The organism is Brevibacillus jepli (genome assembly GCF_047229145.1).
Classification (GTDB): domain Bacteria; phylum Bacillota; class Bacilli; order Brevibacillales; family Brevibacillaceae; genus Brevibacillus.
Genome location: NZ_JBFEFW010000001.1, coordinates 182,993 through 198,724 on the forward strand (window position 1 = coordinate 182,993; position 15,732 = coordinate 198,724).

The following is a 15,732-nucleotide window of genomic DNA, read 5'->3' on the forward strand; positions in this document are numbered from 1 at the left end:
ACTGGGGAGTGCCTCTTTTTCTTGTTTGAGAGGATGTGGGAATACCATGGACCGTTTACAAGAGCAAAAACATCGCTTCTCCCTGCTGGTCAAACAAATGGAAGTCCCTGCCGAATGGGTTGAGCGCTTTTTTGTGGATGCTCAGATCGACAAGCTAGAGCTGTATAAGCAAAACAAAGAATGGGTTTTTCACTTTACACTCCCGAGAATGATACCTGCAGATGTTTATGCGGCGTTTACCAAACGACTGACGCATACATTTTCACATCTTGCCAAAGTAGATGCCAGATTCCGTTATCTCCAAAAGCCGGCGCTCGATCACGTAGTCGAAGAGTATTGGGATGTCTTGCTAGCGGGGTTGGAGCCAAGCCTGAACTCCTTGGCAGTCACTATGCGTCAAGCACGCAAGCAAGTAGACCAGCAGGAAGTGAAGGTGTACTTGCCAACGGAGATGACCGTTGAGGTTGCCAAGCGCAAGCGAGCGGATAATGAGCTTTTGGCCGCTTTTCAAAAAGCAACAGATTGCTCGATGCGCTTCACCTTCCATGGAGAAGAAAGCGATGATGCGTACAAAGCTTTCGTGGAACAACGCAATGAAGAAGAACGTGCTCTCGTGGAAGTCGTGATGACGGCTGTTCAGCAAGATAGTAAAGGCTCTGATAAAGCTGAGGCTGTTACTACGCTCATGATGGGCTATGAAATCAAAGATGCGCCTATCCCTATTTGCGAGATTCAAGAAGAGGAACGCCGTATTGTCATTCAAGGAACGGTATTTAATGTGGAAGTGAAAGAACTCCGCAGTGGACGTCATTTGCTGACGTTCAACGTTTCCGACTATACGGATTCTCTCACAGTAAAAATGTTCTCCCGTGATAAAGAAGACGTGAAAATGCTCGAATTGCTGAAAGACGGCATGTGGGTCAAGGTACGGGGAAGTGTACAGCATGACACGTTCGTACGTGAGCTAGTCATGAATGCCAATGATTTGAACCAGATTGAGCAGGTCGTTCGCAAGGATCATGCAGAAGAAAAACGTGTAGAGCTCCATTGTCATACACCAATGAGTGCGCTGGATGCCGTTGCTTCTGTAAAATCGCTCGTATCGACGGCAGCCAAGTGGGGGCATAAAGCAATTGCCGTCACTGACCATGGTGTCGTGCAAGCTTTTCCTGAGGCGTATTCCATCGCGAAAAAGAACAATATCAAATGCATTCTCGGTATGGAAGCATACGTAGTCGAGGATGGCATTGATATTGTTTACAACCTGCAACCAGACACTAATATTTCCATTGATGAAAATACAGAATACGTTGTGTTTGATACCGAGACGACGGGTTTAAACGCGTCCGAACATACGATTATCGAAATCGCTGCAGTCAAAATGAAAGGCTCAGAAATTGTCGACCAATGGACAGAGCTGATCGACCCGCAGCTGGAAATTGGACCGAAGACGACAGAGATTACAGGTATTACCAACGAGATGCTCCGCGGACAGGACACACTTGATGTGGTGCTTCGCAAGTTCAAGGATTTTACTGGTGACGCAATCCTCGTCGCGCACAACGCGGAGTTTGACAAAGCATTTATCAATGCCTGTGCCAAAAGGATCGGCATGGAGCCATGGAGCAATCCATTTTTAGATACGTTGCCATTGGCTCGGTTGATGTACAAAGGAATGCGCAATTATCGTTTGGGATCTTTAGCCAAAAAGTTTAACGTAGATCTAATTAATGCTCACCGTGCGTTGGACGATACCGTGGCACTTGCCCAGGTGTTCCAGCAGATGTTGAAGGATATAAAGGAAGCACAGATCCAATCGCTCGCGGAGCTGAATGAAAAAAGCAACGAAGAGGCGGACTACAAGAGCGGACGTCCTTTCCATGCGACGATTCTCGTGCAAAATAAAGAAGGCCTCAAAAACCTGTACAAGCTCGTGAGCCGCTCCCATGTGGAAACCTTCTTCCGCTGGCCGCGTATCCAGCGTAGCCAGTTGACCAAGTACCGCGAAGGCTTGCTAATCGGGACAGCATGCAAAGACGGTGAGTTGATGCAATCGATTTTGCGAGGCAAGTCACCTGAAGAGCTGAAGGAAGTAGCAGCATTTTACGACTATATAGAATTACAACCGATTGCTCATTACTCACCACTCTTGCGTAATGAAGAAATTCCGTCGCTTGATACGATGAAGGGCTATCATCAAAAGATCGTCGAAATGGGAAAAGAGCTCGGCAAGCTGGTCGTAGCGACAGGGGATGTGCATTTTCTCAATCCTCAGGACGAAATCTTCCGCGATGTTTTCCTATTGTCAAAAGGCGATCCAACTGCCGGGAATCAGCCGCCGCTTTACTTCCATACAACGGATGAGATGCTAGAGTCGTTCTCCTTTTTAGGGGAAGAGATCGCAAAAGAAATCGTCGTTACGAACACGAATGCAATCGCAGATATGATTGAGGATATTAGTCCGATTCCAGACAAGCTGTACACGCCGATCATTGAAGGAGCGGACGACGAGCTGCGTCAAATGTGCTATGACAAGGCAAAGTCCTTATACGGAGATCCGTTGCCTGAGCTGGTCGAGCATCGCTTGGAAAAAGAATTGAACAGTATTATCAAGCACGGCTTTGGTGTGATTTATTTAATTTCGCAACGCTTGGTAACGAAGTCATTGAATGATGGTTACCTGGTAGGTTCTCGTGGTTCTGTAGGCTCGTCGTTTGTTGCGACGATGTCTGAGATTACAGAGGTAAACCCATTGCCTCCGCACTATCGTTGCCCAAGCTGTAAACACAGTGAATTTATCACGGACGGTTCGATTGCCTCTGGATTCGACCTGGAGGATAAAGCATGCACAGAATGCGGAACTATGTATGCCAAGGATGGGCAAGACATCCCGTTTGAAACGTTTCTCGGCTTTAAAGGAGACAAAGTACCCGATATTGACTTGAACTTCTCCGGTGACTATCAGCCCCGTGCACACAAGTACACGCAAGAACTGTTCGGAGCGGACTACGTATATCGCGCAGGAACGATCGGTACCGTTGCGGAAAAAACAGCCTACGGATACGTACGCAAGTATGCGGATGAACGGGGAATGACTTTGCGCAATGCGGAGATAGCCCGAATCGTGAACGGCTGCACAGGTGTAAAAAGAACAACAGGCCAGCATCCAGGCGGAATTATTGTTGTTCCTGACTACATGGAGATTGAAGACTTTTGTCCCATCCAGTTCCCGGCAGACGATAACGAGTCAGAATGGCGCACGACACATTTCGACTTCCACTCCATTCACGATAACTTGCTGAAACTCGATATTCTTGGACACGATGATCCGACCGTCATTCGTATGCTGCAGGACTTGACAGGAATGGACCCGAAGACCATTCCACTTGATGATAAAAAGACGATGTCCATTTTCAGTACGACGGAAGCGTTAGGGGTCACACCGGAGCAAATCGGTACAAACATGGGGACCCTTGGCATCCCGGAGTTTGGAACCAAATTCGTACGTCAGATGCTCGAAGACACCAAACCGACTACATTTGCCGAGCTTGTTCAGATTTCTGGACTTTCACACGGTACAGACGTTTGGTTGAATAATGCTCAGGACCTGATCCGCAATGGTACGTGCAAGCTGCCAGACGTAATTGGTTGTCGTGACGATATCATGGTGTATTTGATCTATAAAGGGCTGGAGCCTTCTCGTGCCTTTAAGATCATGGAGTCCGTGCGTAAGGGTAAAGGGGTTCCTGAAGAAGATCAGGAAGAAATGCGCAATAACAACGTGCCCGAATGGTATATTCAGTCATGCCAGCGGATTAAGTACATGTTCCCGAAGGCGCACGCGACTGCTTACGTCATGATGGCTGTGCGGATTGCTTACTTTAAGGTTCATCGTCCGCTGGAGTTTTACGCGACTTACTTCACTGTTCGCGCAGATGATTTCGACATCCCACTGATGGTCAAAGGTTCAGCAGCGATTAAGCAAAAGATTGAAGAGATCGAGGGTAAAGGACACGATGCACAGCCAAAAGAAAAAGCATTGCTGACTGTTTTGGAGATGGCACTGGAGATGGTAGAGCGTGGCTACCGTTTTACCAACGTTGATCTGTACAAATCGGACGCTACTCGCTTCTTGATCGAAGGAGATTCTCTCATTGCTCCATTCAACGCCCTGCCTGGTTTGGGGACGAACGCAGCGATCAGTATGGTGCAGGCTAGAGAGCATGGAGAGTTTTTGTCCAAGGAAGACCTCCTATCCCGTTCACGCATCTCCAAGACCATATTGGAGTTCCTGGACGAGCAGGGGGCATTGAAAGGGTTGCCAGAATCCAATCAGCTATCCTTGTTCTAAGGCGTGCTGTCTAGGCAGAGAGTCATCCAAAGGTTGTCAGCGGAGGGCTGTTATGCTATAATTTTTTTGGAAATACTGGTTTTATACGCATGGCTGATCGAGAGTGGGGAAACCCACTCTTTCTTTCTGGCTACACCTCATGGTTCAAATGAGAAGGAGGTACTTGCTTGAGCAAGGTAACGAGCATCGTCACTGAACTCGTCACGCCCATTGTTGAAGAAGTGGGCCTGGAGCTGGTTGACATCGAGTACAAAAAGGAAGGCAGCAACTGGTTTCTGCGCGTGTTTATCGACAATGAAACTGGCAACATCGACATCGATGACTGCCGCCTTGTCAGCGAGAAGCTGAGCGAAAAACTAGACGAAGTAGATCCCATCCCTACAGCATACTTTTTAGAAGTATCTTCGCCGGGTGCTGAGCGCCCATTGCGTAAGGATAAGGATTTCACGAAAGCTGTCGGCAAAAATGTGCATATCACAACAAAAGAGCCAATAGAAGGTGCAACCACGTTCGAAGGCGAACTGATATCCTATGAGGATGGCAAGCTGACAGTAAAAGAAGCAAAGAAAACGTATGTAATTTCCCAAGAGCAAATTGACACGGCTAGAATGGCAATTATTTTTTAGTTGTCTCGGCCAGTGTTAGCCCGTGGTAAGTAAAGGAGGAGGCAACGAAAGTCATGAACGGCGATTTTATCGAGGCTTTAGAAGCCATTGAGAGAGAGAAAGGCATCACCAAAGACGTACTGATCGAGGCCATCGAAGCGGCTCTTATCTCTGGATACAAACGTAACTTCAACTCGGCCCAAAATGTGCGGGTGGATGTAAATCGTCATTCAGGTATGGTGCGTGTGTTTGCGCGTAAGAGCGTAGTCGAAGAGGTTTTGGACGCGCGCCTTGAGATCTCTCAAGAAGCAGCACAAGAAATCGATCCTAACTTCCGTCTGGAGGACATCGTAGAAATCGAGGTAACGCCTCGTGATTTCGGTCGTATTGCCGCTCAGACAGCGAAGCAAGTGGTTACACAGCGCATTCGTGAAGCGGAGCGCGGTTTGATCTACAGCGAGTTTATTGAGCGTGAAGACGATATCGTTACTGGCGTCGTTCAACGTATGGACGCTCGCAATTATTACATTGATCTGGGTAAGGCGGAAGCCGTTATGCCGATCACGGAAAAAATGCCATCCGAAGATTTTAAATCACAAGATCGTGTGAAGGCATACATCATCAAAGTAGAGAAAACCACTAAAGGACCGCAAATCGTCGTTTCCCGTACTCACCCGGGGCTCTTGAAGCGCCTCTTTGAATTAGAAGTGCCAGAAATATATGACGGTGTGGTTGAAATCAAGTCTGTAGCGCGTGAAGCAGGTGATCGCTCGAAGATCGCTGTGCATTCCATCAACGCAGATGTAGATCCAGTGGGCGCATGTGTCGGTCCAAAGGGCATGCGTGTCCAAACGATCGTTACTGAGCTCAAAGGCGAGAAGATCGACATCGTTCGTTGGTCGGAAGATCCTGCCGAATACGTAGCCAATGCACTTAGCCCTGCAAAGGTGCTGCATGTTGAGGTCAACGTGACGGAGAAGGTTACACGTGTGATCGTTCCTGACTATCAATTGTCTCTGGCAATTGGTAAACGCGGTCAAAACGCACGCCTGGCAGCTAAGCTGACTGGCTGGAAGATCGATATCAAGAGCGAGTCCCAAGCCGACCAAGAAGGCATCGCTTATCCGAAAGAAGTAGAGAGCGATGAAGGGACGGACAACGAATAATCATGAAGCAAAAAAAGATCCCGTTGCGTAAGTGCATTGTTTGCCAAGGAATGTTTCCGAAAAAGGAATTAATCCGCGTCGTCCGGACGCCAGAAGAAGAGATCGTCATTGATCTTACTGGAAGGGCGGCGGGACGCGGTACCTATGTGTGTCGGCAGGAAAGCTGTCTGAAGCCGGATGCGTTCGCATCGGGAAAATGGAAAAAAGTGCTGGAACGTGCCCTAAATATGTCCATCTCCCAAGAAAAGTATGATGCTTTCCGTGAGAAGTGGCTGGAGATGATGGGAAAATGATCCCAAAAGCAGCACAATTACTCGGATTGGCGATGCGTGCGAGGAAGATTGTTACCGGGGAGGAATTGGTTATTACCGCTGTTCGTAATGGTCAGGCCCGACTGGTATTGCTCGCATCTGATGCATCAGACAATACCGCCAAGAAAGTTAAGGATAAATGTTCCTATTACGGTGTCTCATGTGTAACCACTGGCGACCGACATTCATTGGGACACGCAATCGGAAAAGATGGGCGCGTTACCGTGGCGGTAACCGATGGGAAATTGGCCGAAAGCATTCAGCGTCTGCTCACCTAACTTAGAAAGGGTGAAGTATATTTGAAGACACGTGTGTATGAATATGCCAAACAGCACAACATGAGCAGCAAGGAAATCCTCAATTTGCTAAAACGATTGAATATAGAAGTAGCAAATCATATGAGTATCATGGAAGAAGGGACGATCAAAAGGATCGAGGATCACATGGCCAAATTGCGTTCTGGTGCCAAACCAGAAGTGCGCAATACGTCAAGTGATGCACGACCCAAACAAACGGAAGATCAACGACGCCCCAACGACTCCAGAGGACAACAGAACAAACCCCAACAACAAGCGGGGCAAGCTCAACCGGTTAGAAATGACAGACCTAACAGCGATCGTGGAGGAAGCACATCAAACATCAATCGTCCAGCTAACAACAGTGCGAGTGCCAATTCCGATCAGCAAAGTCCTCAGCATGGAAAAAATCAGGGGAAGAATCAGGAGAGAAAACCAAACAATATGAGAAGTCAACCCGCAAAGCCGAATGACCGCAAGCCACAAGGTAACCAGCAACGACCACAAGGCCAAGGCCAACAAAGACCACAGAACAATCAGCAACGACCGCAAAACCAACAGCGTCCAGCTCAGAGACCTGGCTCTTCCACTCAACCTACTGCTAACCAAACAGAGGGACGTACTGGTGAAGAGTTTGAAGACAAAGTTAAACTTCCTTCAAACGTGGGAACGGAAAAACGCGAGAAAATCAAGAAGGGTCCACAGACTCAAAAGACTTTTGAAGATAACAAAAAGAGTCAGCCTTTCCGTGGCGGTGGTAATAACCGCTATAACCAAAATAATCGCCGTGGCAATAACAATCGTGGTGGCCAAAAGCCGCAACGTCCCGTTCTTGAACCACCTACAAAGATTACTTTCACAGAGTCCTTGACTGTGAATGAGCTGGCAGTAAAATTGCGCAAGGAACCAGCAGAAGTTATCAAAAAGCTGTTTGGTCTGGGCATCATGGCAACAATCAACCAGTACCTTGATCGTGAAGCGATCGAACTTATTTGTGCAGACTACAATGTAGAAGTGGAAGAAAAAATCATCATCGATGAAACCAACTTCGAAACATTGGAAGAAGTAGATGCACCAGAAAGTCTCTTGGAGCGTCCACCAGTTGTTACCATCATGGGTCACGTTGACCACGGAAAAACAACTTTGCTGGATGCGATCCGCTCTACAAATGTAGTAGCGGGAGAAGCAGGCGGAATTACACAGCATATCGGAGCGTACCAAGTTGAGATCAAAGGAAAGAAAATTACTTTCCTCGATACACCAGGTCACGCGGCGTTCACAACCATGCGTGCACGCGGTGCGCAAATTACAGATATTACCATTCTGGTTGTTGCAGCAGATGACGGTGTCATGCCGCAAACAATTGAGGCGATCAGCCACGCGAAAGCAGCGAATGTACCAATCATCGTAGCTGTTAACAAGGTTGACAAACCAGAAGCCAATATTGACCGTATCAAGCAAGAGCTGACCGAGTATGAGCTCGTTGCCGAAGAGTGGGGCGGCGATACAATCTTCTCCCCATTGTCCGCTAAACAGCGCACAGGTATCGAGGAATTGCTGGAGTACATCCTGCTTGTATCCGAAGTACAAGAACTGAAAGCAAACCCAGACAAACGTGCTCGCGGTACTGTAGTAGAAGCTGAGCTTGACAAGGGACGCGGTCCAGTTGCAACCATTTTGGTTCAACAAGGAACACTGCGTGTTGGCGACCCTATCGTAGTAGGATCTGCTTTCGGTCGTGTACGTGCGATGGTTAACGACAAAGGACGCCGTCTGAAAGAAGCTGGTCCATCTACGCCAGTAGAAATCACAGGTCTGAATGACGTTCCACAAGCAGGCGACCAATTCCGTGTCTTTGAAGACGAGAAGAAAGCCCGCGCAATCGGCGAAGCACGTGCATCCAAGCAGCGTGAATCCGAGCGTCGTGAGAGCTCCCGCGTATCTTTGGATGACTTGTTCCAACACATCCAAGAAGGCGACATCAAAGAGTTGAACCTGATTGTTAAAGGTGACGTACAAGGTTCTGTAGAAGCTCTGCGTGGCGCTTTGGAGAAAATCGATGTCAACGGAACTCGTGTGAAGATCATTCATACAGGTGCTGGGGCGATTACGGAATCCGATGTTACCTTGGCAAATGCTTCGAATGCCATCATCATTGGTTTCAACGTACGTCCTGAACCGAATGCACGCAGCATGGCAGAACAAGAGAAGATCGACATTCGCCTGCATCGTGTCATCTACACTGTAATCGAAGAGATCGAGTCTGCTCTCAAAGGTATGCTTGATCCAGTCTTCAAAGAAAATATTATCGGGCAAGCTGAGATTCGTGAAGTGTTCAAAGTATCCAAAGTCGGAAACATTGCAGGTTGCTATGTGACTGAAGGTAAATTGAGCCGCGATGCTGGTGCGCGTTTGATCCGTGAAGGCATTGTGATTTATGAAGGTAAGCTCGACACCCTCAAGCGCTTCAAAGATGATGCGAAAGACGTTGCAGCTGGCTATGAGTGCGGTCTGACTTTGGAACGCTTCAATGATCTCAAAATCGGCGACGTAATTGAAGCATTCGTTATGGTTGAAGTGAAACAATAATGATAGCCGGTGTGCAGATTGAACTGTTTCTGCCCGCTAGCCAAAACCTGAAAGAAAAACGGGCCATCGTCAAAAGTCTGATCGGCAAGCTGCGGAGCCGATTTAACGTCTCCGCGGCAGAGGTGGCTTATCTCGAGCAATGGCAGCGTACCGTGTTGGGTATCGCTGCCGTTGCTAATGAGATGTCTTTTTTACAACAAGAAATGCAGACTGTCGTTCGATTTGTAGAGAACCATCCAGATGTAGAGTTGATTCGTGTGGATACGGAATACTACGATTAATGAACAGTCAGCGGAGGTGAAAATCGATGAATAAAACACGGATTAGCCGCGTAGGTGAAGAAATCAAAAAAGAACTGAGCCTCGTATTGCAGCGTGGACTCAAAGATCCTCGTGTCGGTTTTGTAACCGTAACGGATGTAGAGGTAAGCAGTGACCTGCAATTGGCAAAGGTATTTGTCAGCATTTTCGGTAGTGAGGAAGAACGCAAAGCTTCTCTTGCTGGTTTGACAAAAGCAAAAGGTTATTTGCGTACGGAGATCGGGAAACGCGTGAAGCTGCGCCACATTCCTGATTTTGTATTCAAGCTGGACGAGTCTATTGACTACGGAAGCAAAATTGAATCAATCCTGCGGGAAATCTCCACCGAAGGAGAGAAACAGGATGAATCCTAATCATATAGCAGTGGAGGAAGCGGCTCGGTTTATGCAGGAGCACGACCGCTTCCTGGTTCTTTCACATGTTAATCCTGACGGTGATGCTACAGGGTCTGCATTGGGAGTCGTGCTCATGCTAGAGCAGCTTGGAAAAGAGTATGTGGTTGTAAATGAAGGGGAGACACCGATCAAGTTCAACTTCTTGCCGCGGTTTGACCGTCTTTATAACCTGCGCAAACAACCGCTGAACGAAACGTTCGGGGCCGTTATCGCCGTAGACTGCGCGGATGAGTCGCGGATGGGCGATGTACGGTCTTTATTTGCGTCTGGAGCTGCCTTGCTGAATATCGATCACCACCCGACCAACGATCAGTTTGGAACGGTTAACCTGGTTCGACCAGATGCTGCCGCGACAGCCGAAATTTTGTTTGATGTCGCTGAAGCATCAGGGGTTTGTTTCAACGAAGAGCTCGCGTTATGTATTTATACCGGTCTTCTGACGGATACAGGTGGATTCCGCTATTCCAATACATCGCCGCGCGTCATGGAAATCGCTGCTCGATTGCTTGGGTACGGTGTGAAGCCTGGCGATGTAGCAGAGCGTTGCTTGGAGGAAATCACTTTTGCTCATGTAAAAGTATTGCGTCGTGCTCTGCAAACGTTGCAATTGTCCCATCAAAATCTGGTTGCATCCATCACTGTTTCTGCAGCTGATTTTGCTGAAGTGGGTGCCGAGCGAGAAGATGCAGGTGGATTGGTGAATTACTGCCGCAACATTGAAGGGGTAGAGGTCGGCGTTTCTTTTGTAGAAGCTGAACCGGGAATCGTCAAAGTGAGCATGCGTGCTCGTGACCGGGTTGACGTAGCGATCATAGCCAAAGAGCTCGGTGGCGGTGGTCATGCAAAAGCAGCTGGATGCACGATCAAAGGAACACTTTCAGAGGTACAGCAAAAAGTATGGACTGTGCTGGAAGATGCAGTAGGAGTGAAATTCGATGAGTAACGTGAACGGCGTGCTGGTTATCGACAAACCAGCTGGTATGACTTCCCATGATTGTGTAGCGCGTATTCGTCGATTGTATGGAACAAAAAAAGTAGGTCATACAGGTACACTTGATCCAGATGTTACCGGTGTACTCCCGATTTGTGTGGGACACGCAACAAGGCTAGTGGAATATTTGCAAGAGCTGCCAAAACGCTACGATGTCGTCATGCGTCTTGGCTCGACTACAACGACAGAAGATGCTTCTGGTGAAGTAGTGGAACAGGCGACTGTAGATGTAGCGTCGATTACTACGGAGCGTATCCAAGCACTGCTGGAGTCCTTTTTAGGCGAGATGGAGCAGGTACCTCCTATGTTTTCTGCGGTAAAGGTAAACGGCAAGCGGCTGTATGACCTGGCTCGCGAAGGTACTGTGATCGAACGGCAGCCACGGAAAGTGAACCTGTATGAACTGACACTTCATGAGATCAGCGTGGATGGGGACACTGTCGATGTTGCATTCACGTGCACTTGCTCCAAAGGCACATACATGCGCACCTTATGTGTTGACCTCGGACGCGCTCTGGGTTATCCTGCCCATATGAAGCTGTTGCGGCGAATAAAAAGCGGCCCGTTCTTGGAGCAAGAGGCAATCCCACTCCAGCAGATTGAAGAACAGGCTGCAAGCGGGGAAGACATTTCCCGACACTTGGTCTCCATCCCTCAGGCAATCTCCTTCTTACCATCTTATCAGGTGAAGCCAGAACGAACCAAAGCAGTGCGCAATGGACTAGCGACAGCGCTTCCTGGAGTAACTGCAGAGGAAGGAAGCTTGATATGCTTGTTTGCCGGGGAAGAATTACTTGGCATCCATCGCGTGTGCCGTGGAGACAAAGGACTTTTCGCCAAACCAGAAAAAGTCTTTCCAGCCGAGGTGTAATCCGTGAAAACGATCTACCTGACATACCCGTTTCCGTCTGACCTGCAAGCGAATCCTTGTGCGATTGCACTGGGGTACTTTGATGGTGTACATATTGGGCATCGCCGTGTAATCCAAAAGGCGATTGATACAGCGAAAGCAAACGGATGGCAAAGTACGGTAGTGACCTTTGATCCGCATCCTCGAGAAGTATTGGGGCAAAGCGGTTATACCCGCTATTTGACACCACTTGCTGACAAGCTCGAGCAATTTGAAAAGATGGGCGTAGACACCACGTATGTGATGAAGTTCGATATTAGCTTTGCGGCTATTTATCCAGAAGATTTCATCGCGGAGTGCATTCTCCCATTGGAATGCCGCCATGTTGTCGTTGGCTTTGACTACACTTTTGGTTATCGCGGGATGGGGACTGCCCATACCTTGCAAGAAATGAGCAAGGGTCGTTATGGGCTCGACATCGTTGGTCCGGTTAATCGTTTGGGTGAAAAAGTGAGCAGTACAATCATCCGTGAATATCTTCATCATGGGGATGTTGAACAAGTTAGGCATCTGCTCGGACGTCCTTACAAGGTGCGCGGGACAGTCGTGCATGGCGATAAACGAGGTCGTACCATTGGATTTCCTACCGCTAACGTCCAAGTGAGCGAGCCGTATTTGATTGGAAAGAATGGCGTCTACGGCGTTCGATTTACCGTAGATGAACAAAGCTACTATGGTGTCATGAATGTGGGGATCAAGCCTACATTTGAATTGGAGAAAAAAGAAAAGTCACTAGAAGTGCACATCTTTGAGTTCTCTGGTGAAATCTATGACAAAGAAGTAGAAGTAGAGTTCCTTTTCTACATTCGGGAGGAACAAAAATTTGCTGGAGTCGATGCACTCATCGCGCAAATTGGACGAGATGTGCAGACGGCGAAACAAAAATTCGCAGAGGGAATCTCGTAAAGGATTCTCTTTGCTTTTCACAAAATGGTATGCTATAATTCAAAACGTTGTACAGATAACCGTAGCTTGGCTGTCCGATGCTCACCGACGGCAGACTCGGCAAACGGTATAAAAAATTAGGAGGTGAGTCATGATGGCATTGACTCAAGAACGTAAAACTCAACTGATTCAAGAGTTCCGTACTCATGAGAACGACACCGGTTCCCCGGAAGTGCAAATCGCTATCTTGACCGAAAACATTAACAATCTGAACGGACACTTGCGTACGCACAAGAAAGATCACCACAGCCGTCGTGGTCTCTTGAAAATGGTTGGTCAACGTCGTAACCTGTTGACATACCTGCGTGAAGCAGATGTTCAACGCTATCGTTCGGTAGTAGACCGTCTGGGTCTGCGCCGCTAATCAGCGTTTTGTAAAAAGCGGGTTCTGCCCGCTTTTTCTATCGTGTAGGAGGGTTTAGCGTAGAAATGCGCTAAGCCCATCCGAAACGAGTAAAAAGGCTTGGTAACAATTTGTCTGATTAAATTAGCTTCACAAAAGAAGCTTTTTTTATTATCTAGAACGACTGCCAAAGGTACCCATTTAATTTTTACGATGGCAGGAAATAATACATATAGGTAGAAAACAAAGTGTGAAATGCACATTGTTGTGAAGGAGGACTGCTAGCATCATGGAGCAACAATACCGTACATATGACTTCGAACTGGCAGGCCGAAAACTGACCCTGGAATTTGGCAAAATGGCTAAACAGGCGCATGGTTCGGTCTTGGTTCGTTACGGCGATACAGCAATCCTGTCCGCAGTTACAGTCTCGAAGGAACCAAAACCACTTGATTTCTTTCCATTGACTGTCAACTATGAGGAACGTCTCTATGCGGTTGGGAAAATCCCTGGCGGTTTTATTAAAAGAGAAGGACGACCAAGCGAAAAAGCGATTTTGGCTAGCCGCTTGATTGACCGCCCTGTCCGCCCTCTTTTTGCAGAAGGATTCCGTAACGATGTACAAATCGTGAATACGGTTCTGTCTGTGGATCAAGACTGCTCACCAGAAATCGCTGCGATGATCGGTACTTCTGCAGCGCTATGCGTTTCGGAGATTCCTTTTGAAGGACCGATTGCAGGCGTTATCGTAGGACGTATCGACGGTGAGTTTGTCATCAACCCTACAGTAGCACAAGCGGAGAAAAGCGATATTCACCTGACTGTAGCAGGTACGCACAAAGCGATTAACATGGTAGAAGCTGCCGCAGATCAAGTACCGGAAGCAGTTATGCTCGAAGCCATCATGGCAGGTCATGAGGTTATTCAGCAACTGGTAGAATTCCAAAACATGATCGTAGCAGAAATCGGCAAACCGAAGATGGAAGTCATCCTCCATGAGGTTGATCCTGAAATCGATCAAGCAGTGCGCGCTTATGCGGAAGCACGTTTGAAAGAAGCAGTTCGTATCGAAGAAAAGCAAGCGCGCTACGATGCTATTGACGATATCAAAGCAGAAACAAAAGAGCATTTTGCTGCCAAGGATCCGGAAGCTTATCCAGAGCAGGAGAAAATGATTAGCGAAGTGCTTGGGAATATCGTCAAGGATGAAGTTCGCCGTCTGATTACAGAAGAAAAGGTCCGTCCAGATGGACGAGCTCTTGGTGAAATTCGTCCGCTGTCCAGTGAGACAACGATTCTCTCTCGTACACATGGTTCCGCTATGTTTACACGCGGCCAAACACAAGCGCTGAGCGTTTGCACATTGGGAGCGCTGGGAGATGTTCAAATTCTGGACGGTCTCGGTCTGGAAGAATCGAAGCGTTTCATGCATCACTACAATTTCCCGCCATATAGCGTGGGTGAAGCCCGTCCATTGCGTCCTCCAGGGCGTCGAGAAATCGGACATGGTGCATTAGGTGAGCGTGCAATTGAGCCGATCATTCCTTCTGAGGTCGAGTTCCCTTATACGATTCGTCTCGTATCCGAAGTGATTGAATCCAATGGTTCCACATCGCAAGCGTCGATTTGCGCAAGCGTACTTGCCTTGATGGATGCAGGTGTACCGATCAAAGCACCAGTAGCAGGAATTGCGATGGGCTTGATTATGAGCAAAGATGAACAATCTTTCTCGATCCTGACTGATATTCAAGGGATGGAAGACCATTTGGGAGATATGGATTTCAAGGTAGCTGGTACGGAAGCAGGCGTAACTGCGATCCAAATGGACATCAAAATTTCCGGTATTAACCGTGAGATTTTAGAGCTGGCCTTGGAACAGGCGCGTGAAGGTCGTCTGCACATCCTGAAGCATATGATGAGCACGATTTCCGAACCGCGTAAAGAGCTGTCTCCTTATGCACCAAAAATCATGACCATGACGATCAATCCGGAGAAAATTCGCGATGTAATTGGTCCACAAGGTCGTGTCATTAATAAGATTATCGAAGAAACCGGCGTAAAAATCGACATCGAGCAAGATGGACGAGTCTTCATCGCATCCATTAATCACGAAGCGAATCTGCGCGCGAAACAAATCATTGAAGATCTGGTTCGTGAAGTAGCTGTTGGTCAGGTTTACCTGGGTACAGTGAAACGCGTAGAGAAGTATGGTGCGTTCATCGAATTGTTCGCAGGCAAGGAAGGCTTGTGCCACATCTCCCAACTGGCTGAAGAGCGTGTAGCCAAAACAGAAGATGTTGTCGCAGTTGGTGATAAAGTACAAGTGAAAGTGACTGAGATCGACGACCAAGGTCGTGTCAATCTCTCTCGCAAAGCAGTTTTGAAAGAGCAAGCTGCTGCTGCACAAGCTGCTGAAACGCCAGCGCAACCTGAATAAAGAAAAACAAAAGGCTTCGTCACTCGAAGAAATTCGTGTACGGAAGCTTTTTTCTTTTGTGCGCGAATCCTCG

13 protein-coding genes are annotated in these 15,732 nt (G+C 47.9%); all 13 read left to right on the forward strand.

Annotated elements, in window-relative coordinates:
* The first annotated feature begins 46 nt into the window (after nt 1-46).
* Nucleotides 47-4,351 carry a PolC-type DNA polymerase III gene (locus tag AB1L17_RS00990; protein ID WP_412843109.1) on the forward strand — a complete coding sequence of 1,435 codons (4,305 nt, stop codon included), beginning with the start codon at nt 47-49 and terminating at the stop codon, nt 4,349-4,351.
* A gap of 167 nt (nt 4,352-4,518) precedes the next feature.
* Nucleotides 4,519-4,977 carry a ribosome maturation factor RimP gene (gene rimP, locus AB1L17_RS00995; RefSeq protein WP_412843108.1) on the forward strand — a complete coding sequence of 153 codons (459 nt, stop codon included), beginning with the start codon at nt 4,519-4,521 and terminating at the stop codon, nt 4,975-4,977.
* 53 nt (nt 4,978-5,030) lie between these two features.
* On the forward strand, nt 5,031-6,122 hold the full coding sequence (gene nusA, locus AB1L17_RS01000) for a transcription termination factor NusA (RefSeq protein ID WP_412843107.1): 1,092 nt from the start codon (nt 5,031-5,033) through the stop codon (nt 6,120-6,122).
* 2 nt (nt 6,123-6,124) lie between these two features.
* Entirely contained in the window at nt 6,125-6,415 is a 291-nt protein-coding gene (gene rnpM, locus AB1L17_RS01005) for an RNase P modulator RnpM (RefSeq protein ID WP_048033422.1), read from the forward strand.
* Nucleotides 6,412-6,711 carry a YlxQ family RNA-binding protein gene (locus AB1L17_RS01010; protein ID WP_137028391.1) on the forward strand — a complete coding sequence of 100 codons (300 nt, stop codon included), beginning with the start codon at nt 6,412-6,414 and terminating at the stop codon, nt 6,709-6,711. Before rnpM ends, AB1L17_RS01010 begins: the two co-directional genes overlap by 4 nt.
* A 21-nt stretch (nt 6,712-6,732) precedes the next feature.
* Nucleotides 6,733-9,318 (forward strand): translation initiation factor IF-2, encoded by a 2,586-nt coding sequence (gene infB / locus AB1L17_RS01015; RefSeq protein ID WP_412843106.1) that lies wholly within the window; start codon nt 6,733-6,735, stop codon nt 9,316-9,318.
* A complete protein-coding gene (locus AB1L17_RS01020; protein WP_412843105.1) occupies nt 9,318-9,599 on the forward strand; it encodes a DUF503 domain-containing protein in 282 nt (93 codons plus the stop codon). Before infB ends, AB1L17_RS01020 begins: the two co-directional genes overlap by 1 nt.
* A 26-nt stretch (nt 9,600-9,625) precedes the next feature.
* Nucleotides 9,626-9,991, forward strand: coding sequence for a 30S ribosome-binding factor RbfA (gene rbfA, locus AB1L17_RS01025; protein ID WP_007719226.1), 366 nt, complete (start codon nt 9,626-9,628; stop codon nt 9,989-9,991).
* A complete protein-coding gene (locus AB1L17_RS01030; protein ID WP_412843104.1) occupies nt 9,981-10,976 on the forward strand; it encodes a DHH family phosphoesterase in 996 nt (331 codons plus the stop codon). Before rbfA ends, AB1L17_RS01030 begins: the two co-directional genes overlap by 11 nt.
* Complete coding sequence (truB, locus tag AB1L17_RS01035; RefSeq protein WP_412843103.1) at nt 10,969-11,895, forward strand: tRNA pseudouridine(55) synthase TruB; 927 nt, start codon at nt 10,969-10,971, stop codon at nt 11,893-11,895. Before AB1L17_RS01030 ends, truB begins: the two co-directional genes overlap by 8 nt.
* Before the next feature lie 3 nt (nt 11,896-11,898).
* Nucleotides 11,899-12,840 (forward strand): bifunctional riboflavin kinase/FAD synthetase, encoded by a 942-nt coding sequence (locus tag AB1L17_RS01040; protein WP_412843102.1) that lies wholly within the window; start codon nt 11,899-11,901, stop codon nt 12,838-12,840.
* 133 nt (nt 12,841-12,973) lie between these two features.
* A complete protein-coding gene (gene rpsO, locus AB1L17_RS01045) occupies nt 12,974-13,243 on the forward strand; it encodes a 30S ribosomal protein S15 (protein ID WP_015891708.1) in 270 nt (89 codons plus the stop codon).
* 268 nt (nt 13,244-13,511) lie between these two features.
* On the forward strand, nt 13,512-15,659 hold the full coding sequence (gene pnp / locus AB1L17_RS01050) for a polyribonucleotide nucleotidyltransferase (protein WP_412843101.1): 2,148 nt from the start codon (nt 13,512-13,514) through the stop codon (nt 15,657-15,659).
* Nucleotides 15,660-15,732 lie beyond the last annotated feature (73 nt).